23 protein-coding genes and 1 pseudogene are annotated in these 24,290 nt (G+C 63.4%); 11 read left to right on the top strand and 13 right to left on the bottom strand.

The window, feature by feature from the left end:
• Nucleotides 1-68: 68 nt before the first annotated feature.
• The gene (locus tag SIN08_RS02230; protein WP_322449861.1) at nucleotides 69-977 is read left to right on the top strand and encodes a LysR family transcriptional regulator; all 909 of its coding nucleotides are present in this window, start codon (nucleotides 69-71) and stop codon (nucleotides 975-977) included.
• A 183-nt stretch (nucleotides 978-1,160) separates the two neighbouring features.
• On the opposite strand, the gene SIN08_RS02225 is transcribed toward SIN08_RS02230, so the two are convergent.
• From SIN08_RS02225 to SIN08_RS02210, 4 genes are all read right to left on the bottom strand, one after another.
• Nucleotides 1,161-2,282: an alkene reductase gene (locus tag SIN08_RS02225; RefSeq protein ID WP_322449860.1), complete on the bottom strand. Its 1,122-nt coding sequence runs from the start codon at nucleotides 2,280-2,282 to the stop codon at nucleotides 1,161-1,163.
• 224 nt (nucleotides 2,283-2,506) lie between these two features.
• A complete protein-coding gene (locus SIN08_RS02220; RefSeq protein WP_322449859.1) occupies nucleotides 2,507-3,379 on the bottom strand; it encodes a LysR family transcriptional regulator in 873 nt (290 codons plus the stop codon).
• 336 nt (nucleotides 3,380-3,715) lie between these two features.
• Entirely contained in the window at nucleotides 3,716-4,465 is a 750-nt protein-coding gene (locus SIN08_RS02215; RefSeq protein ID WP_322449858.1) for an SDR family oxidoreductase, read from the bottom strand.
• Nucleotides 4,466-4,515: 50 nt separating this feature from the next.
• Nucleotides 4,516-5,457: an alpha/beta hydrolase family protein gene (locus SIN08_RS02210; protein WP_322449857.1), complete on the bottom strand. Its 942-nt coding sequence runs from the start codon at nucleotides 5,455-5,457 to the stop codon at nucleotides 4,516-4,518.
• 168 nt (nucleotides 5,458-5,625) lie between these two features.
• On the opposite strand from SIN08_RS02210, the gene SIN08_RS02205 reads away from it, so the two are divergent.
• Entirely contained in the window at nucleotides 5,626-6,183 is a 558-nt protein-coding gene (locus SIN08_RS02205; protein WP_322449896.1) for a helix-turn-helix domain-containing protein, read from the top strand.
• Nucleotides 6,184-6,258: 75 nt separating this feature from the next.
• On the opposite strand, the gene SIN08_RS02200 is transcribed toward SIN08_RS02205, so the two are convergent.
• The 3 genes from SIN08_RS02200 to SIN08_RS02190 all read right to left on the bottom strand — a co-directional run bounded on the left by SIN08_RS02200 (nucleotide 6,259) and on the right by SIN08_RS02190 (nucleotide 8,809).
• Nucleotides 6,259-6,498 carry a DUF2188 domain-containing protein gene (locus SIN08_RS02200; protein WP_322449856.1) on the bottom strand — a complete coding sequence of 80 codons (240 nt, stop codon included), beginning with the start codon at nucleotides 6,496-6,498 and terminating at the stop codon, nucleotides 6,259-6,261.
• A gap of 105 nt (nucleotides 6,499-6,603) precedes the next feature.
• Nucleotides 6,604-7,848 carry a DUF5996 family protein gene (locus tag SIN08_RS02195; RefSeq protein WP_322449855.1) on the bottom strand — a complete coding sequence of 415 codons (1,245 nt, stop codon included), beginning with the start codon at nucleotides 7,846-7,848 and terminating at the stop codon, nucleotides 6,604-6,606.
• A 25-nt stretch (nucleotides 7,849-7,873) separates the two neighbouring features.
• Nucleotides 7,874-8,809: a pirin family protein gene (locus tag SIN08_RS02190; RefSeq protein WP_322449854.1), complete on the bottom strand. Its 936-nt coding sequence runs from the start codon at nucleotides 8,807-8,809 to the stop codon at nucleotides 7,874-7,876.
• A gap of 414 nt (nucleotides 8,810-9,223) precedes the next feature.
• Between SIN08_RS02190 and SIN08_RS02185 the strand changes: the two genes are divergently transcribed.
• The 7 genes and pseudogenes from SIN08_RS02185 (at nucleotide 9,224) to SIN08_RS02160 (ending at nucleotide 15,158) form a co-directional block, all read left to right on the top strand.
• Nucleotides 9,224-9,877 carry a hydrolase gene (locus SIN08_RS02185; RefSeq protein WP_322449852.1) on the top strand — a complete coding sequence of 218 codons (654 nt, stop codon included), beginning with the start codon at nucleotides 9,224-9,226 and terminating at the stop codon, nucleotides 9,875-9,877.
• Between the two features lie 85 nt (nucleotides 9,878-9,962).
• Nucleotides 9,963-10,166, top strand: coding sequence for a hypothetical protein (locus SIN08_RS02180; RefSeq protein ID WP_322449851.1), 204 nt, complete (start codon nucleotides 9,963-9,965; stop codon nucleotides 10,164-10,166).
• 4 nt (nucleotides 10,167-10,170) lie between these two features.
• Nucleotides 10,171-10,857: a type 1 glutamine amidotransferase domain-containing protein gene (locus SIN08_RS02175; RefSeq protein WP_274425485.1), complete on the top strand. Its 687-nt coding sequence runs from the start codon at nucleotides 10,171-10,173 to the stop codon at nucleotides 10,855-10,857.
• A pseudogene (locus SIN08_RS23580) lies at nucleotides 10,854-10,991 on the top strand (DUF1330 domain-containing protein); the annotation flags it as partial. The gene SIN08_RS02175 and the pseudogene SIN08_RS23580, both read left to right, overlap by 4 nt.
• Nucleotides 10,992-11,049: 58 nt before the next feature.
• Nucleotides 11,050-11,733 carry an NAD(P)H-binding protein gene (locus SIN08_RS02170; RefSeq protein ID WP_322449850.1) on the top strand — a complete coding sequence of 228 codons (684 nt, stop codon included), beginning with the start codon at nucleotides 11,050-11,052 and terminating at the stop codon, nucleotides 11,731-11,733.
• Nucleotides 11,734-12,097: 364 nt separating this feature from the next.
• A complete protein-coding gene (locus SIN08_RS02165; protein ID WP_322449848.1) occupies nucleotides 12,098-13,753 on the top strand; it encodes an acetolactate synthase large subunit in 1,656 nt (551 codons plus the stop codon).
• Between the two features lie 22 nt (nucleotides 13,754-13,775).
• On the top strand, nucleotides 13,776-15,158 hold the full coding sequence (locus SIN08_RS02160; protein ID WP_322449847.1) for an aldehyde dehydrogenase family protein: 1,383 nt from the start codon (nucleotides 13,776-13,778) through the stop codon (nucleotides 15,156-15,158).
• A gap of 67 nt (nucleotides 15,159-15,225) precedes the next feature.
• Here SIN08_RS02160 and SIN08_RS02155 read toward each other — a convergent pair whose 3' ends face one another.
• From SIN08_RS02155 to SIN08_RS02145, 3 genes are all read right to left on the bottom strand, one after another.
• Nucleotides 15,226-16,755: a VOC family protein gene (locus SIN08_RS02155; RefSeq protein ID WP_322449846.1), complete on the bottom strand. Its 1,530-nt coding sequence runs from the start codon at nucleotides 16,753-16,755 to the stop codon at nucleotides 15,226-15,228.
• A gap of 78 nt (nucleotides 16,756-16,833) precedes the next feature.
• Nucleotides 16,834-18,297, bottom strand: a complete 1,464-nt coding sequence (locus SIN08_RS02150; protein WP_322449895.1) for a catalase — start codon at nucleotides 18,295-18,297, stop codon at nucleotides 16,834-16,836.
• 207 nt (nucleotides 18,298-18,504) lie between these two features.
• The gene (locus SIN08_RS02145) at nucleotides 18,505-19,116 is read right to left on the bottom strand and encodes a TetR/AcrR family transcriptional regulator (RefSeq protein WP_322449845.1); all 612 of its coding nucleotides are present in this window, start codon (nucleotides 19,114-19,116) and stop codon (nucleotides 18,505-18,507) included.
• 226 nt (nucleotides 19,117-19,342) lie between these two features.
• Here SIN08_RS02145 and SIN08_RS02140 point away from each other — a divergent pair, with 226 nt between their 5' ends.
• Both SIN08_RS02140 and SIN08_RS02135 read left to right on the top strand, forming a co-directional pair.
• Entirely contained in the window at nucleotides 19,343-20,287 is a 945-nt protein-coding gene (locus SIN08_RS02140) for an AraC family transcriptional regulator (protein ID WP_322449844.1), read from the top strand.
• Between the two features lie 2 nt (nucleotides 20,288-20,289).
• Nucleotides 20,290-21,201 (top strand): AraC family transcriptional regulator, encoded by a 912-nt coding sequence (locus tag SIN08_RS02135; RefSeq protein WP_322449843.1) that lies wholly within the window; start codon nucleotides 20,290-20,292, stop codon nucleotides 21,199-21,201.
• 43 nt (nucleotides 21,202-21,244) lie between these two features.
• Here SIN08_RS02135 and SIN08_RS02130 read toward each other — a convergent pair whose 3' ends face one another.
• From SIN08_RS02130 to SIN08_RS02120, 3 genes are all read right to left on the bottom strand, one after another.
• Complete coding sequence (locus tag SIN08_RS02130; protein WP_322449842.1) at nucleotides 21,245-21,949, bottom strand: glutamine amidotransferase; 705 nt, start codon at nucleotides 21,947-21,949, stop codon at nucleotides 21,245-21,247.
• Nucleotides 21,946-22,974 (bottom strand): homoserine dehydrogenase, encoded by a 1,029-nt coding sequence (locus SIN08_RS02125; RefSeq protein WP_322449841.1) that lies wholly within the window; start codon nucleotides 22,972-22,974, stop codon nucleotides 21,946-21,948. Before SIN08_RS02125 ends, SIN08_RS02130 begins: the two co-directional genes overlap by 4 nt.
• 193 nt (nucleotides 22,975-23,167) lie before the next feature.
• Nucleotides 23,168-23,998, bottom strand: a complete 831-nt coding sequence (locus SIN08_RS02120; RefSeq protein WP_322449840.1) for an alpha/beta hydrolase — start codon at nucleotides 23,996-23,998, stop codon at nucleotides 23,168-23,170.
• Nucleotides 23,999-24,290 lie beyond the last annotated feature (292 nt).

Raw genomic sequence — 24,290 nt, 5'->3', positions numbered from 1 at the left:
ATTTAGGCCTTTGACAGCGTCCGCATAAGTGGGATAAAGCAGGATGAAGAATTGCGTTTCCCAGGATAATGCGGAACTACAATCTCACCGATTTCGATGCAGTCCTCGCGATAAGCCGCAGGGGTTCCTTTCGCGCCGCTGCGCTCGATCTTGGAATGTCGACGAGCGCGCTCAGCAATGCGATCGCGAAGTTGGAGGGGCAGTTGGGCGTGCGACTTTTCAACCGCACGACACGCAGCGTTTCGCTAACCGCCGCGGGGCGCAAATTCGTCGACCAGATGACGCCCGCCCTGAAGGATATCCATCAGGCGCTCGATACCGTGCGCTCGCAGCAGGAGACGCCGACCGGCAGGCTGCGCATCAACACCTTTGCGACGGCTGGGCGCGAGATCATCGCGCCACTGGTGATCGAGTTCCTGAGACGCTTTCCAGAGGTTCACGTCGATCTTGTGACGGAAGGGAATCTCGTCGACATCGTGGCGGAGGGGTTCGATTTCGGCGTGCGCAGTAAACATCTCGTACCCACGGACATGATCGCGATCCCGCTCGGTTCCGCAAGGCGATACGCCGTGGTTGCCGCACCTTCGTATTTCGCGGACCGTGATCGGCCGCGTGTCCCGTCCGACCTTCTCGCGCATGCCTGCATTCGCACGCGGCTACCCAACGGCGCGATCTTTCGCTGGCAGTTCGAGGCCGAAGGGCAGCCCGTGCAGGTCGATGTCGACGGTCCGATCACCCTGGACGAAGCAAGCCTGGCGCGCATTGCCGTGCTTGAATCAGTGGGCATCGGTTTCTTCATGGAATCAGACGTTCGCGACGACATCGACTCGGGACGGCTTGTGCACATTCTCGAGCAATGGACGCCTCCGCTTTCGCCCCTGTGCCTCTATTACCCGAGCCGGCGCAATCCGCCTGCAGCCTTCAAAGTTTTCGTCGACCTCGCGCGCGAACTCGCTCGCTCGTCGCGCCAGCACTGAACCCTCGCGACCAGTCCGACCCGTAGACCGCGTCTGCCTCAGCAAGGGCGTTCTCGATCTCGTCGTCAGAGTGGTTGGAAAATTCCGCGACGGTCTCGCCGGTCGCGGGATCGGTGCTCTTGGAAGCCATAGAGATTTCTCCAATGATGGAGGCAGACCGGTCTTGACCGGCCCCCCGTTTATTCAGGCAGCCTGCGCGGCAACGAGGAATGGATAGTCGGTGTATCCTTCGGCTCCCCCGCCATAGAAGGTGGCCCGGTTGTGCTTGTTCAGTGGAGCGCCTCTGCGGATACGTTCCGGCAAGTCGGGGTTTGCGATGAACGGGCGGCCGAAAGCGATGGCATCGGATTTTCCGGAGGCCACGGCCGCTGCCGCAGTTTCCGGCAGAAATCCGCCGGCAGAGATGATCGGACCGCCGAATGCCTTCTTGAACAATGAAGCGACATCGGGCGCGTCCATGTCGAGCGGCTTCTCGTCGTTGGTGAAGTCGGCGCGCGGTTCGATCAGATGAAGGTAGGCGATGTTCCGCGTACCAAGCTCGCTGATCACATGATCCCAGAGCGCGAGACCGGTAGAGTCTTTCATGTCCAGGATGCCGCTCCAGGGCGACAGCCGAACGCCGACGCGACCCGTGCCGATCTCCGCTGCGACAGCATCGACGACTTCGAGAAGCAGGCGGGCACGATTCTCGATCGATCCGCCATATTGATCGGTACGTTGGTTGCTGCCATCGTGCAGGAACTGGTCCAGCAGATAGCCATTCGCGCCGTGGATCTCGACGCCATCGAAGCCAGCGCTGCGTGAGTTACGGGCGGCCTGGACGAAATCGCCAATGATCGCAGCAATCTCTTCGGTCTCGAGAGCGCGTGGCGTCTCGAATGGAACCGCATTACCCTGTGCGTCCATGTGATCGCCGGCGACTGCGATCGCCGACGGCGCGACCGGGAGTGCGCCCTTGGGCTGCATCGTCGAATGCGAAACGCGGCCGACATGCCAGATCTGATTGAAGAAGAAGCCGCCTTTCGCATGCACGGCATTCGTCGCGAGGCGCCAACCGGCTATCTGTTCTTCCGAGTAGATCCCCGGCACCCATGGATAACCGTGTGCCTGAGGCGTGATGTCGGTCGCTTCGCTGATCTGGAGCCCGCCATCGCTGGCGCGCTGTCCGTAGTACTCGGCGTTGAGTTCATGCGGAACGTCGCCCGGCTGCTTGGCGCGCATGCGGGTGAGCGGGGCCATAACCACACGGTGCTTTGGGGTGAGCGCACCTAGCTGGAGCGGAGTAAAAAGATTGTCCTGTGCCATGTGAACCTCTGCTGGTTTTCATGGCGAGGATGTAAATCGCTCCAATTATCGTTACCATATACATTCTATGTGAAGCTTAGTAACGTGAATCGTTATAGAAATTGACGCCGCCAACGGGCACCCCATTCGCGGTTGCAGGTAACAGGATGTCTTAACCCGGTAGCGTTGCAGGAGCTGCAAGGCAAAGCGGTCCGGTCCCCCACGACCAAGTTGGACCAGCAGGTTCAGGCCAAGCTTTTCTGAAACCTGTCCAAGAAAACACGGAGCTTGGGAAGGACTTGCCGCCGCGACGGAAAGACAGCCCAAATAGTGAGCTCGCGCGGTGATGCATCCTCAATCGGAACAGGGACTAGCCTTCCCTTCGCTACCTCGTCCTGGGCATCCCAGGCGGAGAGTTGCGCCAATCCAAAGCCTGAGACGCAAGCCGACAGGAAACCGTCGACGCTGCTTGATGAGAAACGGCCGCTCACCGGTACCGATCGCTCTTTGCCGTCGATGACGAACCGCCAGTGGGTGAAATTAGTCCACGTCAGGCATTCATGGCCTGCAAGATCTTCGATGGTGTGAGGTGTTCCGTGCTGCTCCAGGTACGCGGGGGAGGCATAGATATGTTTTGGATTGTCCACGAGCCGTCGGGCGATCAAACCTGAGTCCTTGAGTGGCGCAATTCTGATCGCAACGTCCACACCGGAGGCGACAATATCGACCATGGCGTCGTTCAGGTCGAGATCTATCCGGAGTCGCGGATTTTCCTCCAGCAGTTCAGGAATGATTGGCATGATCCTCTTGCGACCGAGGGTCGAGGGTGCCGTAACCCTTAGCAGTCCGGTCGCGCTGCCTTCTCTGGGACTGAGCGTCGCCATTGCAGCTTCCTGCGTGTCGAGCATCTCGGACGCGAACGGGAGAAAAGCCTCGCCCTCGGGCGTGAGCGCCAGCGATCGAGACGTTCGGTGGAGTAGGCGTACCCCCAGCTCTTCCTCCAATGCAGCCAAGCGCCTGGTGGCGGACATAGCTGTCAATTTGAGGTGCCGGGCTGCGGCGGAAAGACTGCCCTTGCGCACTGCGCAGATGAACACCTCAAGACCCCCGGAGTCCATTCGACACCTCACGAAGTTCGTTAGGAAGCCTAAAAACCTGGGCGAACGATAACCCATGTCTCAAATTTCGGAAGAGAGTTGTTTCGAAACGCAAGGAGCAGCTCACCCCCGGTATGCGTTGCTCCGGCAGTTCGCCGCGGGCGCCCAAGCAAGCTGATCCAATGAGAACTTTCCCTGTCCGGCGGTGCGGTAAGAGCGCAACTTCGAACACAGACTAGCGCAGCGATTTCAACGCCGATGGTCTTGGACGACCGCTTCGCGTCTCGTTTGATCTTGCCGCTGGGAAGGCCGGATCGCGTAGAACGATCCGGCCAGTGAAGGGTCAAGACCCCGCCGTTATGCGGCCTTGGCAGCAAGCGTTACCGCGTCCGCGCCAGCCGGGATGCGGAACGGAGAGGATGCATCGGTCACCGCCTGCCAGACCGCTTCCGCCACGTCGCTTGCGGTGGTGACTTCGGCCTTCTGCTGTGGTGCCGCGGAGAAGACCTGCTTGGCCCAGGCAGCATAGGCTTCGGGTATGCCGTTCTGCGAGCGGGCACGGGCGGCTGCGCTGAAGGACGTTTCCGGTGCACGGCCGGGAATGATAAGCCGCACGCGAATCCCGAACGGTTCCACCTCCAGCGCGAGGTCTTCGCTGAACGCCTCCACTGCCGCCTTGCTGGCCGTATAGGCCGACAGCATCGGCAGCGGCTTGAGCGTCACGGCCGACGACACGTTGACGATCACGCCCGATTCTTGCGCGCGGAAGCCGGGCAGCACGGCTTGCGTCATCGCCATGGTGCCGAATGTGTTCAGCTCGAAGAGCTGGCGCGTTGCGTCGATCGACACGCCTTCCAGCGCGCCCATGAGGCCGGCACCCGCATTGTTGACGAGGACGTCGATCGGACCTGCTTCCTCCACGGCGCGGGCAATGCTGGTGGCGTCGGTTACATCGAGCGCGACGACGCGAAGGCGCTCGGACGCAGGCAGCACGTCCCCACGCGGCGAGCGCATCGTGGCAATGACAGTCCAGTCGCGATCGAGGAAATAGCGGGCAGTCTCACGTCCGAAGCCGGACGAACTGCCGGTGATGAGAATCGTGTTCATGCAAACTCCAATGGGGTTGGTGGTGATTGTGAGGGATGGAGCGGACGCGCTCACTTTGTCTCGATGCTGCCTTCCGGCGCGGCGTGGGCCGCGAGCGTGGCGACTGCATCGGCCCAGGCGGAGTCGCCGGGGTAGAGCGCGCTACGGAGGAAGGCGGTTGAAAGACGTTGGATCACAGCGACCCGCTGGGGGCGCTCGTCCGTCGTCTCCCGCGCCTCGTAACCGGGGATGCCGCCAAGAGCATGCTCACCGCCAAAGGCAGTGAACAGCGCTTTTGGCGACGGACTCAGGTCGTAGGCATCGCGCCACCAGTCCGGTCCGCGCGTGGTCAGTCCACCCTTGTCCGCGTCACCTGCTATGACCAGCGTGGGCGTGGTCATGCCGGAGAAATCCGGGTGCATGAACGGCAGTGAGCGGGCTGCGAACTCGCTCAGATCCTCACCGCCATTGCCGGGTGTCGCCAGCAGCACGCCCGCCTTGATACGAGCATCCTTCCTGTTGACCACCGATCCGTCATCGGGATCGGGATGGGTGGCGCCAAGCAGCGTACTGGCGGTCTGCCCGCCCCACGAATGGCCGGCAACCGCGATGCGCGAGCGATCGAGCCGCCCCCGGATCAGAGGTGCTTCGCTCTCTATGCGGTCGAGCCCGTCGAGAATGGTTGCCAGGTCTTCCTCGCGGAATCGCCAGAACTGGGGGCGGCGAGGATCGTCCGGTGCAAGGCCGAGCATCCGCGAGTCCAGATGCTTGGGCTGGATCACGACAAAGCCATGTGCCGCCCAATAATCAGCGAGGGGGCCATAGGCGTAAAGCGACTGTCCGTTGCCGTGCGAGAAGATGATGACGGGCAGCGCGTCGCCTGCGATCGGCGCGGATACCCGCACCTGCAGGTCGACGCCCCGCCTCGGCGAGGGCAAGCCGATGGGAGCGATAGAAATGACAGCAGGTAAGCCGGAGCTCTTTGCCCGGTCTTCCGTGGATGAACTTGACATGGAACTGCGAACCTCCGAATTAATAAACGGAACAATGATCCGGTCCCTATATACGGAACAGTGATCCGCTTATCAAGGAGGGTTGTGAAAGTGGCGTCGCCGAAAAACTGGAATGCAGCCGAGATCGCGCCATCGAGCGCGAGCGATGACGAGACGCCGGTGCCGCGAATGCGCGCCGATGCCCGCAGAAACGAGGAAGCGCTTCTGGAAGCAGCGAAGATTGTGTTCGCCCGCTCAGGGGTTGATGCGCCGATCCGGGAGATCGCGAAACAAGCCGGTGTCGGACTGGGTACGCTCTACCGCCGTTTCCCGACCCGGGCCGACCTGGTGGCGGCGGTGTTCCGTCGCGAGGTCGATGCCTGTGCCGATGCGGCTAAACCGCTTGCCGCCGAGCGGAGCCCAACGGAGGCCCTGGCGGCCTGGCTGATGCTCTACACGCGCTTCCTGGCCACCAAACAGGGGTTGGCCGCCGCGCTCCATTCTGGCGATCCGGCATTCGCAACCTTGCCGGACCATTTCAGAATCCGGTTCGCGCCCGCCTTGTCGATGCTGCTGAATGCCGCTGCCGATGCGGGTGACATCCGTGACGACGTTGCTGCCTATGATCTGCTGCGCGCGATCGGCAATCTCGCCGTGGCGTCCGGGGACGATGGGGCGGCACACATCGAACAAATGGTCATGCTGCTGCTGGATGGCCTGCGCTACGGCGCGGCCACGCCAAAATAGCCGGGATTGCTACGAGGGCGTGCGCGAGTACCATTCCAAAAGCGGTCTGAGCGTTCCTCACCCCGCAGTGCTGCATCAGCCGATGACCTCTGCTTGGGGCCTGTCGCCGGCGCGCGAGAGTTCCGCGTGCCAGTGGCCGGTCGCGTCCTCCCAGACGATGCCCGTGGTCTCGCCCGGCCGCAACTGCTTGCAGGCCGCCCGCCGCGCCGCGCCGAAGGCCGCATCATGGCTGGGAAAGGTCTCGGAATAAGTCCCGTCCACCCGATAGGCCCAGCCGCTGTCGTGTTCGACAATCCGATACTTTACGTCGTTCATTTCATCGCTCCTGCCGTGTGGAATGTTCCTACCTTTTGCTCTCGCTCCGGAGATGGCTGGAAAGGAAGGTGTGCAGAGCCGCGCAGATTCGCCGCCATCCTCCCATCACCGACGCAGCACGTCCTGCCATTCCGAATGGCGACCGATCTGCGCCTTCGCGAACGGGCACAGCGGAATGATCTCGACCCCGTCGCGCCGCGCATCCTCGATTGCCTGGCGCACCAGTCGCTCGCCCACCTTGCGTCCGCGCAGGGCCGCGGGCACTTCCGTGTGGTCGATGATGATTAAGCCGTCGCTGGCGCGGCTGTAGGTCATTTCTGCCTCGACGCCATCGACGACCAGTCGATAGCGTCCCTTCGATGGACCATCTTGCCGCTCGACCTTCTCGTCTCCCACCGAGGGCGCGTAACGTGCCAGCGCCGCGTCGGGCGTGCGCACCTGTCGAGGCTTGCCGTTCGCGCATTCCAGAAGGTCTCGATCCCATCCGCCCAGATCGGCCGCGGCCTCATAGGTCGAGACGAGGAACTGCATGAGGGCTTTGTCCGGATCGGCGGAGGCCTGGACAGCGTCGTAAGGGAGGACGAATTCCGACAGGCCCTCGTGCCAGAACGCGGCATCGGGTTGCACGGATGCGGCGCGGTAGCCGCCCGGCGCCGGATAGGCGTAGGCATAGAAGGCGGGATAGTCGATGCCGCCGCCCGGCCAGAAGCCCACTGACGAGACCTCGCGGTCATAGGCCTCCTGCGCCACGTCGTCCGGCAGTGCCGGGACGCCGCCGGGATGAAGCGGCGCGCGCCGTCCGGAAAAGCGCGTGAGGGCGAGGTCGAAGCTGCCCCAGAACAAATGAACGGGGCTGGATTTGCCGAGGAAGGAGGTGCGGAACCGGTTGAAGACCTTGTCGACCGCGATCAGGCCCTGATGGAAGCGCTGAACGGCTTCGCGGTCATAGGGACGGTCGCGGTCATCCTCGGCGAACGGTACCGGGAACGGCACCTCGTTCGGGCGGCCGTTAAAGGTAGGGGTGCCGCCGAGTTCGGAAATCAGTTGCACGAAGCTCGCGTGGAATGTCGCGACGGTCATCGGCCCGAGATCGAAAGATTTCCTACGACCGTTGCCGCAGGTGCCCACAACCTTGTGCTCGCGCAGATCAAACAGGATCTCGATGCCCGGCCCGTCCGGGATGGGCGAGGAGGCCAGGCCGTTCGGCGTCACGTAGAAGGTCGCGTGCCACGAATGGTTGAGCCACGGCGTGCGCGCGAGCCGGTATTTGCCTGCGATCTGCAGATAGAGATGCAGGGCCGAACACGTTTCGCGCCAGCTAAGGTAATCGAGTTGGGGCCACTTGTTCATTGCCGTTTCTCCACGCTGGTTCCGGTCATTCCGGAAGGGGAATGTGCTCATTCCGGTCGTCGACAGGCAGGTCGAAGCGTCCCTTGCCCCAGTTCGCGGCGCGCCATTCGGCCTTCGCGCTTTCTATGCGTTCCTTCGACGAGGCGACGAAGTTCCACCAGATATAACGCGGTCCGTTGAAGGTCGCGCCGCCGAGGATCATCAGCCGCGCGCCCTCGTCTCCGGCGGCCACCGTAATGCGGTCGCCCGGCCGAAACACCATCATCTGCCCCGCTTCGAACTCCTGCCCCGCGACCGAGATCGAGCCTTCGACGATGTAGATGCCGCGGTCCTCGTGGTTGTCCGGCATGGGCAGCCGGCTTCCCGGCTCAAGCTCCACATCGGCGTAGAACGTCTCGAAGAGCATCGTCGCGGGCGCGGTCTTGCCATAGGCGTTCCCGAGAATGAGCCGAACCGAGACGCCGCGATCCTCGATGACTGGCAGCGTCTCCTTGCCGTGATGCTCGAAGCTGGGCGCCACATCCTCGTGGCTGTCCGGCAGGGCCAACCAGGTCTGGATGCCGAACAGGCTATTCGGGCCGCTCCGCGCAGCCGCCGACGTGCGTTCCGAATGAGTAACGCCGCGCCCGGCGACCATCCAGTTCAGCGCGCCGGGACGGATGATCTGGTCAGCGCCGGTGCTGTCGCGGTGATGGAAGTCGCCCTGGAACAGGTAGGTGACCGTGCCGAGGCCGATATGCGGATGCGGCCGGACGTCGACGCCCTGCCCGGTCAGCAACTCTGCCGGCCCTGCCTGGTCGAAGAAGATGAACGGCCCGACCATCTGCCGCTTCGGCGCCGGCAGGGCGCGCCGGACCTGGAAATCGCCGAGGTCGCGGGAACGCGGGACGATCAGGGTCTCGATTGCGTGTATGCCGACCTCGTCGGGACAACCGGGTTCGAGTGCTGGGTTCCAACTCATGTGCATCATCCTCTGTCGTCGGATCGCCTGATCCTGCCGAGCGATCGTCGTAGCCGGCGGCCGAAACGCCCCCCGCATCGGCAACTTCCACGAACGTCCAAAAGTATTCAGTGTCTATTCGGCTCCCCGTTTCGCAACACAGCTTGGCAGGATCAGGCCGTACCGTATCACCGATGGAGATGTCAGTTTCCGCACTCGCCGGGCAGCCCGGCACTCACTCGTTCCGGCAGCAGATAGGCGAATGCCGTCGTACCCTTTCCAAGAAACCTAACGAACTCAAGTCTTCGCGCAGCGACGAGCCTGATTCGGAGCAAGAACGGCACCAGAGTGGCACGACCTGCACCGCAGTGCCCGAGAGCCTTTGGTAGTTTCAAGCACCCAATGAGCGCTTCCCTCAAGACCTAGGAGATTGGAATGACTTTTCGCAACGGCCTTGCCTCGCTTCTTCGCCCCGAGGATTCGGTCCTCGTTCTGATTGACCACCAGCCCTACCAGCTCGCGAACCTGAACAGCCACGACCCGCAGGCGGTGGTGAACAACACGACCGCGCTCGCCAAGGTCGCCAAGGTGTTCGGCGTGCCCACGATCCTGACCAGCGTCGTCGCTGCCCGGGGCGGTGACATCTTTCCGCATGTCACCGAGGTGTTCCCCGACCAGGAGGTGATCGACCGCACGACGATCAACACCTGGGAGGATCCGAAGGTTGTGGATGCGGTCAAGGCGACGGGGCGCAAGCAACTGATCATCGCCGGTCTGTGGACAGAGATATGCGTGGCGATGCCGGCAATCCAGGCGGCGGGCGAAGGCTGGGACGTGACCGTGATCACCGACGCGTCCGGCGGCACGTCGGTCGAGGCCCACGAGGTCGCGATCCAGCGCATGATCGCGGGCGGCATCAACATGATGACGTGGCTGGCCCTGGCGTCCGAATGGCAGCGCGATTGGGCTCGGGCCGAGACCGCGACCGAATTGAACGACGCCCTCAGGAACCATCTCGGCGGCAGCGCCATCGCCTATCTGTGGGAACAGCAACTGCTCAACACGCCGGTGCCGAGCTCGGCGGGTTGATTCGAGCAGGGATGGCGAGGCGGCCCGGAAAGGTCCAAGCCTCGTCATCCATGTCGCCGCCCAGAACTACACAATGGAGGCACGGATGGATTTCGAGAAGCTCATGCAGGCCAATCTCGACCTGGTGTTCGGCGAGCGCGACCCTACACGGCGCATCGCGGCGATCCGGACCATCTACCATGAGGACGCGGAGCTTCACGAACCCCAGCATTCGGTGCGTGAGTACCTCCGCGCCCGCGATTATTCTTGCCGCTGCGGCGGCCCGTACCAACATCCTATTGGAGAATAAAGTCATGAAAGTTGTAATGATTCTGACGTCGCATGACCAGCTCGGCGACACCGGCCGCAAGACCGGTTTCTGGCTCGAAGAGCTGGCCGCGCCTTATTATGTGTTCAAGGAAGCTGGCTACGAGATCACGCTCGCGTCGCCGGACGGCGGCCAGCCGCCGCTTGATCCCAAAAGCAACGAGCCCGACTTCCAGACCGAGGACACGCGCCGCTTCGAGGCCGACGCCGAGGCGCGAGAAGCGCTGGCGAATACCGTGAAGCTCGCCGACATATCCCAGGCTGATTTTGATACGGTCTTTTATCCAGGCGGCCACGGCCCGATGTGGGATCTCGCCGAAAGCCCGGTCTCGGCGGCGCTGATCGAAAGCTTCCTTGCCGCGGACAAGCCGGTCGCGCTGGTGTGCCACGCGCCGGGCGTGCTCCGTCACGTTAAGACGCCGAACGGCCGTCCGCTCGTCGAAGGAAAGAAGGTCACCGGCTTCACCAACAGCGAGGAGGCCGCCGTCGGCCTGACGGAAGTCGTGCCGTTCCTCGTCGAGGACGAGTTGCAGGCCAAGGGCGGCATCTATTCGAAGGGTCCTGACTGGGGTCCGTACTTCGTACAGGATGGCCTGCTGATCACCGGCCAGAACCCGGCCTCGTCCGCAGGCGCCGCCCGGCGCCTGGTCGAGGAACTCGGAGCGTCGGCATGAGCGCCTACGTGGTCTTCGTCCGTGACACGGTTACCGACGAGCAGGCGCTCGATCGCTACCGGGAGCGGACGCCGGCCGCGCGCAACGCGCATCCGCTAGAACCGCTCGCCTTCTACGGCCCTCACGAGGTGCTTGAGGGCGAGCCGGTCGACGGGGTCGCGATCTTGCGCTTCCCCACGATGGAGAAAAAGCATGAAGGTATTCATCGTTGGTATCGGCAGCGGCGTCGGCCGTCGTGTCCGGGAGCAACTCGCCGCGGCGGGCGACGAACCCACCGGTCTTGTACGTCAGCAGCGTCAGGTCGAGGCGCTGGCGTCCCTCGGCATCAAGGCCAAGTTCGGCGACCTCGTCGCGATGTCGGTCGATGAGCTCGCCGACGCGGTGCGCGGCGCCGACGCGGTCGTCTTCAGCGCCGGCGCCGGCGGCAAGGACGGCGACGATGCGACGACCCGCATCGATGGCGATGGACCGGGCAAGCTCGCAGAGGCGGCAGCGCTCGCCGGCGTGCGACGGTTCATACTCGTCTCCGTCTTCCCCGAAGCTTGGCGCGAGCGGCGCATGGACGCTTCGTTCGAGCACTACATGGTTCAGAAGAAGCGGGCGGAAATCGCGCTCGTTCAGACAGATCTCGACTGGCTGATCGTGCGCCCCTCTGCGCTTCTCAACGATCCGGGGACGGGTCGGGTCGATCTTGGTCTCGCCAAGGTCCACGAGGAGATCACGCGCGACGACGTCGCAACCACGGTCGTCGCGCTGCTCAAATCGCCCGACCTGAGCCGCCTGATCCTGGAGGTGACCGGCGGCGACGTACCCATCGCCGAGGCGGTAGCGGCTGTCCGAGAAGCCACTGCGCCGTCCGGCTCCGAGCAAGCGTGACACGTCAATGCTCGCTCATCACACCAGGGCACTCCCGTCGATCGGTGATCGCGATGCTGGCAGGAACGGCGATGATCGCCATTACGGCGGGGCCTTGATATGGCGCAGGTGAGAGCTCCGCGGCCGAGGCTTGAACCTGTAGAGGTGTTGGTGAAGGTCACTGCAGCGCTATAGAGCAGACGGGATCGCGGACCGCTCGTCTATGGTCGGATGGGCACAACCGCATGTGCCTGAGAAAACCCGTGCGGGGACCTGATTCCAAGAGTCCCCAGCCTCCAGCGCAATATACGTGATCGGAAGGTTCGTCTGACCGTTCATGATCGCCGCGCGTTCCGTCGAAACCGTCAACACAAGGCTCTAAACCATGCTCAAAGGATCGGACCTTTTTGTCGCCGCGCTGGAGAACGAGGGCGTGGACCGCGTCTTCGGTGTGCCGGGCGAGGAGAACCTCGACCTCTTGGAGTCGCTGCGGACCTCCAGCATCGAACTGGTCCTGACGCGTCATGAACAGGCCGCGGCCTTCATGGCCGCGACGCATGGGCGGCTGACGGGCAAGCCCGGCGTCTGCCTCGCCACGCTCGGACCGGGCGCGCTGAACTTCTTGACCGGCGCGGCCTACGCTCACCTCGGCGCCATGCCGATGATCCTCATTACCGGCCAGAAGCCGGTGATGAGCGCAAAGCAGGCCCGCTTCCAGATCGTCGATATCGTCGCCTCGATGAAGCCGCTCACCAAGATGACGCGGCAGATCGTCAGCGCCGGCGCCATCCCCGCGACGGTGCGGGACGCGTTTCGCGTCGCGATGGAGGAGCGGCCGGGGCCGGTGCATCTGGAGTTGCCGGAGGACGTCGCGGCCGAGGAGGTCGAGAATGCCTCGGTCATTCCGCGCCACTCGTTGGAGCGCTCCGTTCCCCCTGCCACCGCGCTCGACAGGGGCGCGGAGATGATCCTCGGCGCCAAGCGGCCGCTCGTGATGATCGGCGCGGCAGGCAACCGGCCTGCGCTGGTCGAGGCGCTTTCGAGCTTCGTGAGGCGCACGAGGCTGCCGTTCTTCAATACCCAGATGGGCAAGGGCGCGGTCACCGGCGGCTCGAACCTCTATATGGGAACCGCAGCGCTCTCGGAGGGCGACTATGTCCACGAGGCTGTCGAACGCGCTGACCTGATCGTCGCCATCGGCCACGACACGGTCGAGAAGCCGCCCTTCCTGATGAAGAGCGCCGGCGGGTCAAGGGTCGTCCATATCGGTTACCAGTCGGCCACTGTCGAGCAGGTCTATCACCCGGATATCGAGGTGATCGGCGACATCGGTGCCGCCGTCGAGGCGCTTGCCGCACGGCTCGAAGGAAGGCTGACGCCTGACGAGGGAATGCTCGATCTACGCCAGCGTATCCTCGCCCGCCTCAATGACCGCGCCGAAGAAGAGCGTTTCCCGGTCACGCCCCAGCGCCTCGTCCACGATGTCCGCGAGGTGATGCCGGAAGACGGCATCGTCTGCCTCGACAACGGCATGTACAAGATCTGGTTCGCGCGCAACTACCGCACCCATGTCGCCAACACGCTGCTGCTCGACAATGCGCTCGCGACGATGGGCGCCGGCCTGCCCTCGGCGATGATGGCGGCAATGCTCCATCCGGACCGCCGCGTCATGGCGGTCTGCGGCGATGGTGGCTTCATGATGAACTCGCAGGAGATGGAGACCGCCGTGCGGCTCGGGCTGAACCTCGTCGTGGTCATTCTGAACGACAGCGCGTATGGCATGATCCGTTGGAAGCAGGCGGTCGACGGTTTTCCGGATTTCGGCATGAGCTTCGGCAATCCCGACTTCGTGCGCTATGCAGAGGCGTATGGCGCGACGGGTTCCCGGGTGAGCGCGGTCGAGGATCTCGTGCCGACGCTCGAGGCGGCGTTCGCCGGCGGCGGTGTTCATCTGGTCGATGTGCCGATCGACTATTCTGAGAACACGCGCGTGCTGGTCGACGAGCTGCGCAACCGTACACCGGACGTGGAGTGCAAGTAACGGAAGTTCAGGGAGACCGAAAATGCTGAAGGTCGTTCAGGCGTTTGACCGCGTGCCGATCGCGGAAATCGAGACGGACGATGCCGCCGCGCTGGAGCGCAAGCTGCAAGCGGCAGAGCGCACGTTCAGGGATCGCGACGGCTGGCTCAAGCCTCACGAGCGCATTGCCATCCTGCGCAGGCTGGCCGCGCTGATGGAGGGCAAACGCGATCATCTCGCGATGCAGATCGCGCGCGAGGGCGGCAAGCCGCTGCCCGATGCCATTGTCGAGACCAATCGCGCCATAGATGGGGTCCACAACGCTGCCGACGAACTGCGCAACTCCGCCGGCCGCGAGATCCCGATGGGACTGTCGACCGCAGCCGAGAACCGCTGGGCGTTCACCACGAAGGAACCCATCGGCGTCATCGCGGCGATCTCCGCCTTCAACCATCCATTGAACCTGATCGTCCATCAGGTCGCGCCGGCCATCGCGGTCGGCTGCCCGGTCATCGTCAAGCCGGCGATCACGACACCGCTTTCCTGCCTCGACTTCGTGGCGCTGGCCCGCGAGGCGGGCTTAACCGAGCCGTGGTGCCAGACCTTCGTCACCGACAACAACGCTTTGGCCGAAAAGCTGGCGACCGACGGCCGCGTTGCCTTCCTCAGCTTCATCGGCTCGGCCCGGGTCGGCTGGTCGCTGCATGCTAAGCTCGCCCCCGGCACGCGTTCGGCGTTGGAGCATGGCGGGGCCGCACCGGCCATCGTCGACCGCAGCGCCGATGTCGGCAAGGTCATCGAGCCCATCGTCAAGGGAGGGTTTTATCATGCCGGGCAGGTCTGCGTGTCGACGCAGCGCATCTTCGTTCATGCCGACATCACCGAGGATTTCACGCAGAGGCTCGTCGCCCGCGTCGAAAAACTGCGTACCGCCGATCCCATCTTGAAAGACACCGAAGTCGGGCCGCTGATCCTGCCGCGCGAGGCCGACAGGGTCGCGCAGTGGATCGATGAGGCTGTTGCCGGAGGGGCCAAGCTGGCGACCGGCGGCAAGCGCCTCTCCGAGACGACGCTGGAGCCGGCGGTTCTGCTCAACCCGGCCGCCGACGCGAAGATATCGACGCTGGAGGTGTTCGGCCCGGTGGTCGCGGTCTATCGCTACCGCGATCTCGACGATGCAATCCGTCAGGCCAACGGGCTACCGACGGCCTTCCAGGCCAGCATCTTCGCACAGGATATCGACGTCGCGATGCGCGCCGCCGACCGCCTCGATGCCTCAGCCGTGATGATCAACGACCCCACCGCGTTCCGCACCGACTGGATGCCCTTTGCCGGCCGCAGGGAGTCCGGATACGGCACCGGCGGCATTCCCTACACAATGCGCGACATGACACAGGAAAAGATGATCCTGATGCGCAGGGGCTGATCGTAAGCGGCATTCGTCGAGGTGATCGCGAGGCCTGCCCACGAATAGGACTGCTCGTGCAAAGGGACTACCTGTTCATAGAGAGTTTTCGCTGAATCCATTCAGTTGATTCAGTGACGTCTGCAGCGGCCAGTTCATGATTGGCTGAGAGCTCCAGACTGTTGACGCGCACTCCATGAGCCAGAAGGGCGTCCGCCAACGTCGGCGCGTTGCGAGCAAAGGCATCATCACGTCCGGTTAGCACCAGTACGCTCGTGTCCGAGAGATCCAAGGCCGGTGGTTTCGCCAGGGGCTGGATGCCACGAAGCAGAATCGCGCGGCGCACGACGCCGGGATGAAGTTGGAGGACCGCCGCCAGCATGTTGGCGCCGTTGGAATAGCCGAGGAAGACGAGTTTGTCGGGGTCGAGGCCATAGCCGGTTACGGCGCCTTCGACAAACGCCGCGAAGGCTTCGGCTTCGCCACGGATATCCTGCTGATCGAACGTCGTTGCATCGATACGGCGGAACCAGCGATTGGTTCCTTCCTCGGTCGCTCGGCCACGCACGCCGAGCAGCGCCGAATGCGGGGCTATGCGTCGTGCGATCGGCATCAGATCGGCTTCGTTGCCGCCGGTGCCATGCAGCAGCACCAAGGTCGTGCCGTCCGGATTTTGCGGCCGGTTGAAACGGTGTATGAAAGGAAGGTCGCGGGCCGGAAACCGCTCTTCGCCGGGCAGGGCAAACTGTGGAAGCATTGCCCTCAGATCCTCTGCGCGATCGGCATCATGCGGCGGCAGAAACAGTGTCTGGCCAAGCTCGGCAGGCGCTTCGTCAATGGTCATGCCCGGCCCATCGGTCGCGTATTCCATCAGTATGCCGGCGGGATCGCGAACGTAGAGGGACACGAAGTACTTCCGATCATGAACCTCGGTTGGCCCGTGGCTCTTCAGCGAAAGCCGCATGGAGCGGAGCTCATCGATGTCGCGCGCCCGAAAGGCGACATGGTCGGGCACCCCGCCGCCGGACACGGAAGGCACGAAACCCGACACCTCCCTGATATCGACGATGTCGGTATCGGAACCCATGCGCTGTGTAACGCCTGAGCGCTGGTCTTCCGTGTACCCGAAACGTGTGAGAAAGCGTGCGGTCTCTACCGCCTTGTCTGTCAGGAGTGTGACGCCCCGCAGCCGGGTGGGTGCGTCCGGAAGTGGGGCCGGCGTTGCCATGTCCACTCCGACCAGCTTTACGATCAGCCCGTCCGGATCCTTCAGCCGGAGGACCGGCTCCGCGAACTCGCGAGATGGACCCTCGAGCGGAATGTTGGCGGCGAGCGCCTTGGTAATCCAGTCACCGAGCGAAACTGGCGGCACCGCCAACGCCACTTCCGATACCTGGCCGATGCCCGTACGGCCGCGGCCCGCCGCCTCCCAGACAAGGAACGTCAGCAACGAGCCGGGACTGCCGAGCCCATCTCCATAGACAAGATGCAACTGCTCGGCGTCCGCGTAGCCTCCGGTGCGCTTCACAAGCCTTAGCCCCAGAAAGCCGACATAGAAGTCGACGTTGGCCTGCACATTGGAGGTGATGCCGGTGACGTGGTGTATGCCGCTGGTCATTCCCGTGATGCCTTCCGCGCCTGGTTTCCCTTATTGCTTATGGACCTTCAGATGGGTTTTCGCATCGGCCCGGCGAGATCAAAATTGCGGGTCCACCGCGTCAAGCGCCGCGCAGACGCCGGCGCCGAAATCCGGATGGACCTGGCGGAAAAGTTCGATCTGGCGTTCGATGATGAATTCGGGAACGCCCTTCATTGCGGCGGCGATGTTGGCGAACAGCCTGGCCTTCTGCGCGTCGTCGAACAGCAGGAACAACGCGCGGGGCTGGCTGTAGTCATCGTTTCCGTCCCGGTGATCGAACCGGGCAGCCGGACCTTCGATCTGGAGCGGTGGTTCGATGAACGATCGGTCCTCCACCGGGCCGCCGAAGCTGTTCGGCTCGTAATAGGCATCGGCATTGGGCATGTTGCCGAAGAAGCGCATCGCCCCGTCCTTGTGATAATGATGCACCGGGCACCGGGGCCGGTTGACCGGCAGCGCCTCGTAGTGCGTGCCCAGCCTGTAGCGATGGGCGTCGGCATAGGCGAAGATTCTGCCCTGCAGCATCCTGTCGGGCGAGTGGCCGATGCCGCGCACAACGTTCGATGGGCTGAAGGCCAACTGCTCGATCTCGGCAAAGTAATTGTCCGGATTGCGGTTGAGTTCAAGCACGCCGATCTCGATCGGTGGAAAATCGGCATGGGGCCAGACCTTCGTGACGTCGAACGGGTTGAAGGGCAACTCGCCCGCCTGCGCTTCCGTCATGACCTGAACCTGCACGATCCAGCGAGGATAGTTTCCCTCCTCGATCGCGCCGAACAGCGCTTCCTGATACCCTTCGCGGGTTCGCCCCACGACCTCCTCCGCCTCGGCATTCGTGTAGTGGCGATGCCCTTGAGACGTCTTGAAGTGGAACTTGACCCAGACCCGCTCGCCCTTGTCGTTCCAAAGACTGTAGGTGTGGCTGCCGTAGCCGTTCATATGCATCGGGCTGACCGGCAGGCCGCGGTCGGAGAAGAGGATCGTCACCTGATGCAGGCTCTCCGGCGACAGGGACCAGAAGTCCCACATCGCCGTCGCTGATCGCAGATTGGTGCGCGGGTGGCGCTTCTGCGTGTGGATGAAATCGGGGAACTTGAGCGGATCACGCACGAAGAAGACCGGCGTGTTGTTGCCCACCAGATCCCAATTGCCTTCTTCCGTATAGAATTTAAGCGCGAAGCCACGAACGTCCCGCTCATGATCGGCCGCCCCCATTTCTCCCGCAACCGTCGAGAAACGCGCAATCATGGGAGTCTCGGCGCCGGGCTGCAGCACCTTGGCGCAGGTCAGATGCGATATGTCGCCCGTTATCCTGAACAGCCCGTGCGCGCCCCAACCCTTGGCGTGGACGACGCGCTCGGGAATCCTCTCGCGATTCTGATGAGCCAGCTTCTCGATCAGCTGCCAGTCCTGCATGAGAACCGGTCCGCGATCGCCCGCGGTGAGGCTGTTCTGGTTGTCGGAAACGGGGGTGCCGGCGGTTGTTGTCAGGCGCAGGTTCTGATCGTCGTGCGGGGGCATGGTCGTCGGTCTCTTCCTCATGGTTCAGTTTTTTCCGGACGATCAGGGGCTGGTCCGTGACCCCGTCGCTCGGCAGCGAGGCGCCGAACGGTGTACAGGAAAGAACCCTAGAGAGAAGCTGCAGCAGCCGCGTCGCGATCCATGCTGTGAAGATGCCGATCTTGCGCTTTGATTTGTGGAGGCCTAACGCAGCAGCCAGCGGGCTGGTCAGCAGGCCTTGATTGCTGCATCCATAGCAATGGCCAGCCTGTCGAGGTCAGAATTCGTGAAGGTTTTCCTCCGGATGATCATGCGCCCATAGAGCGCGGAAAAGAGCAGATCCATCGCGAGTTCCCTGTCGAGGTGCTCGTGGAGTTCATTCCGGGCGATTGCGCGGTCCAGCAGTTGATTTCCGAACTGTCTCCGTGCCACTGCTATGTCATGCAGAATCGCCGACAGTTCATTCGAACGTGAACGTTGTGCAATCAGATCAGGGATTATCCGGCGCACAAGAGGATGTCGCAGAACCGTGCGCGTGGCTCTAAGGTATGCAAGGATATCTGCCTGTAGAGAGCCCTGGTCGGCGAAACCCAACCGCATGAACGCGACGCTCTGTATCGCGTCGCACGCGAACTCAAGTTTCGACGGCCATCGCCGATAGATGGCGGCCTTGCCCGCGCCTGCCCGATCCGCCACCCGCTCCAGGCTCATTCCCGTGTAGCCGGTCTGCGCCCACTCCTCGAAAAGCGCCCTGTACAGGGCTGTCGTCAGTTCAGGTCGCATGACAGCCGCCCCGCTCGGTTTCCGCCTTTTTTTGCGGTCGATACTCTTGCGTTCCATCCAAAAATCCTCCACTGTGGATGGAACGGTAGCGTTTCAACCAATGAGTGAGAAGAGGTTGAAACGGGCTTCAACGGGTATTTGTGATTGGCTGCGGGTGGCTTGAGACGAGGATCGCGGCGGTGCCTTTCGCACGCCACCGGTTTGACACTCGCGCCCGATCGATCTGCGAAGCGCGAAGGGGCCGCCGGCTCAGCCCGATCAGCGATAGCATTGGAGACACAGCATGAGCGTGCCTGCCTATAGCTCTTTTGCCCAATGGTACAGCGACGGTCACCTGGCGAGCTATGTGCGCACGAAGAAGTCGGCAGGTGGTATCATTCATCTGCTTGAAGCCGCGCAGCCGGCCGGGGACATGTCCGACCCCGCCGTCCCGGATATCGTCCTCTATCAAGATTTGCATGGTGGCAGCCGCGTCAGCGGCGATATGGGAGGGGGGCGTTTCGATGCGAGGAGCGAAAAGGGCGGCTTTTTTCTCTCCGCTCCGAGGTTCGCAAATACGGTCATTGTTGACGCCGCTCATGAGCTTCGCAGCTTGTCGTTTCCGTTGGCGCAGTGGCAGTCCATTCTGGATGAAGCCGCCGAGGGGCGGTTCCCTGTCGACTACCAGAAACTATGTATGGGGACCTTCGCCTCGCCCTCTATCCGATCGGCAATCCGGAACCTGTGGGTCTTGTGCGATGAGGAGGGCGCGCCGTCGCGGCTGCTGGCGCAGGCTGCGGGTTGCGAGATCCTGGCCGAGCTCTGCCGATTGGGCGGGGCGCCATTCGGGCAAGTCAAGGGCGGCCTCGCCCCTTGGGCAGAGAGGCGCAGCGTGGAGCTGATGCGGGCGCGGCTTTCGGAAGACATAAGCCTCGACGAACTGGCAGCCGAGGCGCGGCTGTCTCCTTTTCACTTCGCACGCATGTTCAAGCAGAGCGTCGGCGTTCCGCCACGGGTCTACCTGACACAACTGAGGATGGAGAGAGCCTGCGAGCTTCTCGAACAGACGGACCTTCCGATCACCGAGATCGCCCAAGAGGTCGGTTACTCCTCTAACCAGGTGCTTGCCCGGGTCTTCATCAAGCATCGGCACTTGAGCCCCTCCGACTATCGCCGCGCAGTCCGCGATCCGGCGCGCCAAATCTTTCTGAACGCGCAAGAGACTGCGCTCGCGGCGGCAGAGGCATGACAATGACGCCGCCGCGCTACTCCTCCTTCACCCAGTGGTTCCGTGAGGGCCCCTTTGCGTCCTATGTACGCACGATCAAGTCCCCCGGCGGCTTTCTCGATCTGATGGAGACCGCCATGCCCGCGGTCGAAATGTCGGATCCCGCTGTGCCGGACCTCGTCCTGCACTACGATCTGATCGGCGGCTTTGGCCTGGACGCAGACCTTGGCTCGGGTCGCTTCAGTACGACCACCCACCAAGGCGACTTCTTGCTGGCAGCGCCGAACTTCGCCAACTCGGTCAGGGTGGACAGAAACCACCAGATTCGCTCCATGACGTTTTCGACCGCCTACTGGAGGCGGTTTTTCGAGGACACCCCGGATCGGGCCTCCTCTTTCGATTTCGGCGCGTTGCATCGCGGTACGTTCGCCTCGTCCAACATCCGGTCCGCGCAGCGCCAACTTTGGCGCCTTTGCCACGAGGAGGGCGCGCCGTCGCGACTTTTGGCGCAAGCCGCCGGTTGCGAGATCCTGGCCGAGCTTTGCCGCCTGGCTGGCTCGCCGCTCGCTTCGGAGCGCGGAGGATTGGCCCCCTGGGCACAGCGGCGCTGTCTGGACCTCATGCGAGAGCGGCTTTCCGAAGACATCAGCCTCGACGAACTGGCAGCCGAGGCGCGGCTGTCTCCTTTCCGCTTCGCACGCATGTTCAAGCAGAGCGTCGGCGTGCCGCCGCGGGTCTATCTGACCCGACTGAGGATGGAGAAAGCCTGCGAACTCCTTGAGAGGACGGACCTTCCAGTCACCGAGATCGCCCAAGAGGTGGGATATTCCTCGAACCAGGTGCTGGCCCGGGTCTTCGTCAAGCATCAACGCATGAGCCCGACCGATTATCGCCGGGCAGTGCGCGATCCGCTACGTGTCATCGCGTTGCAGTGATTGGTCACGGGCGGCGCCCTGCAGGCAAAGGCTTGCCAAGGAACTACCGTGTCAGGCGCGACAGCCAACTGGTCAAGAGGGCCGCGCCGGCTTGCTCAAGCCTGCTGGCATAGCGCCGAGCATCGCGGCGCAGCGTAATGGGGCTAATACCTGCTGTGACTAGTTCATTGGCGTGGCCCAGAAGCCAGTGCTCGAACCTCGCGCCCAGAACTTCCGGGTGGAATTGGAGGCCGAGCACATTCGATCCGCGCGAGAAGGCCTGGTTTGCGCAGAGCGGGGTAGATGCGAGGAGAGTGCCGCATTCCGGCAGGTCGAACGTATCGCCATGCCAGTGAAGCACTGGAACGTCGCGCAGCACGGCGAGAGGATTGGGCGCGGCCGCGTCCGACAGATCGAGTGCCGACCAGCCGATCTCCTTGGCCGCACCCGGATAGACACGCGCACCGAGGGCTGCCGCCATCAGTTGCGCGCCGAGGCATATGCCAAGCGTCGGCCGGTCGGCCGCGAGCCGTACCCGCAGCAGTTGTATCTCGCTGGTGACGACCGGATAGGCATCGTGGTTGTAAACGCCGATCGGGCCGCCCAGAACCACGAGGAGATCGGGGCCGAGGGGGTCGAGCGCCGCCGGATCGCGCTCCGCGATATCGATATATTCGATGTCGTAGCCGGCCTCCTGCAACGGGACCGCGAAGCTGCCCAGGTCCTCGAAGCCGATATGGCGAATGGCCTGCGCGGTCCTGCCTGTCATGCTTCTCCTCCTGAACCTTGAGTGACCCCAGCCGCTCTTGCCGTCAGGATGTGTTCGAGATCCTTGAGCGCGGCGGCCGCTGTGGCGAGCGGCTCGGTTCCGGACCCGATGGCGATCGTCTCGCCCATCGCGTCCGTGGTGATCCGGATCGCCTTGTTCTTTCCCGACACATGCGCGAGCGGATCGGCCGCCGGGTAGGTGCGGATGCCAACGGCCGCCCGCGTCGCGCCGTCCGTCCGGATGAGGCTCCCGACGAGCTTGGGAACGAGACGCTGCTTTCTCCACGTTTCGATATCGCTCGCCGCAATGGACTGAATGCCCTCGACGACCAGATGGTCCATCGTCAGGGCGGCATCCAGGCCGAAATTGGCGATGAGGATGAGCTTGCTGGCGGTGTCCCAGCCCTCGGTATCGTTGCGCGGGTCGGCTTCTGCGAAACCGCCCGCCTGGGCGCGCGCCAGCGCCTCGTCGAAGCCGAGGTTCTGGTTCATCATCGCATCGAGCAGGTAGTTGGTGGTGGCGTTCAGTATGCCCTCGATTTCGAGCACCTCGCAGCCTTTCAGGCTGTGCTCGAGGAGGTCGATCGTCGGCAGCGCGGACGCCGCTGCGCCACTGAGTTTCAGCATCGCGCCCGAGGATCGCGCCAGGGCCAGCAACTCCGGTCCGCTGTGGACCAGTGCGCCCTTGGATATCACGATCGCGTCGCGCCCCGCCGAGAGGGTGGAACGGATATAGGCGAGGCCGGGGCCGCCGGTGCGAAAGTCGCTCGGCCCCGCCTCGATGAGAATGTCCGCGCCGCTCGCCTCGATGAATGCCGGGCCCGACAGACCCGGCTCGAGCGCATCCAGGCGCTCCGCTTCGAGACCACTTGCGTCGGCCAGTCCGGATCGCGAACCGCAGACCGCGACGAGGCGAATGTTCGCTCCATGGACCTGCCGGTAGCGAGCGCGGCGGGCGAGGAGAAGATTGGCCGTCGCGCGGCCCACTCCCCCGAAACCGGCGATCGCGATCCTCACGACATTCATGGTTCATGCCTTATCTTTGCGCTCCGAGCACCGATTGCCAACGCTTCCGACGGCGCCGAACAAACTCCCGCTGAAAGCCGCGTCTTTCCGGCAGTGTAACCTCGCGCCAGCGACGGTGCGAAGGAGACGTACGGAGTTGCGCTTTCGGCGGTCGCGGTGGGCGCGACCGCCGTTCATCTATTGCGAAGGCATGTCAGGCGCGGATGAAGGCCAGCATATCGGGGTTTACCACATCCGGATGCGTGGCGAACAAGCCGTGAGAAAGGCCGCGATAGGTCTTCAGCGTGCCGTCCCTGACGAGCTTGATCGCCTTTTGAGCCGCGTTCTCGATCGGCACGATCTGATCGTCCTCGCCATGGATGATCAGCACGGGAACGGTGAGTGCCTTCAGATCCTCCGTGAAGTCGGTCTCCGAAAACACTTCGATGCAGTCATGATGCGCCTTGGCGCCGCCGCTCATGCCCTGGCGCCACCAATTGTCGATCAGGCCCTGGCTGACCTTCGCACCCTCCCGGTTGAAGCCATAGAAGGGTCCGCTCGGCAGATCACGGTAGAACTGCGCGCGGTTTGCCTCCAGGGCGGAGCGCAACCCGTCGAAGACCTCCATCGGAACGCCGTCCGGGTTGGCGTCGGACTGAGCCATCACCGGCGGGATCGCGGCGATCAGAATGGCCTTGGCCACACGGCCGCGTTCGGCGCGCGCCGCATAACGCGTGACTTCGCCGCCGCCGGTCGAATGGCCTATGTGTACCGCGTCGCGCAGATCGAGCGCCTTGGCGATCTCGGCCACGTCCGCGGCATAGGTATCCATGTCGTTGCCCAAGTCGGTCTGGTCGGACCGGCCATGGCCGCGGCGATCATGCGCGATCACGCGATAGCCATGCGAGAGGAAGAACAGCATCTGGTTGTCCCAGTCGTCGGCGCTGAGCGGCCAGCCATGGTGGAACATGATCGGCTGGGCGTCCTTCGGCCCCCAATCCTTGTAGAACAGGGTGGTGCCGTCTGATGTGGTGATGGTTGCCATTGCATTTCTCCGTGGTGGTCGGTGGGGCTCTGCCGCGCGGGAATAGGGCCTCGCGGCGGTGGTATCGCCTCCGGCTTGAGAGGCAGGCGGCTTTCGCGTCTGCTCGTGCTCCACCTTGAACGCGAGCGGTTCATTGCTTCACGATTTGAAGCATAGCGAGCGGGCACACATTTCGCGGCGCAGAAGCTGCTTTCCAGGTGCCGATCTTGCGGGCAATCTCCTGCCGCGAAAAACAGGGTGCCGAGCGCAGGCATGAGGCCCCGTCGCCAGCCGGCGGTGTGAAAAGGTCGTT

The sequence above is a fragment of the Chelativorans sp. M5D2P16 genome, assembly GCF_034427935.1.
Classification (GTDB): Bacteria; Pseudomonadota; Alphaproteobacteria; order Rhizobiales; family Rhizobiaceae; genus Chelativorans.
Note: the sequence above shows the minus strand (reverse complement) of the source record. Positions and strands in the feature narration are given on the sequence as shown.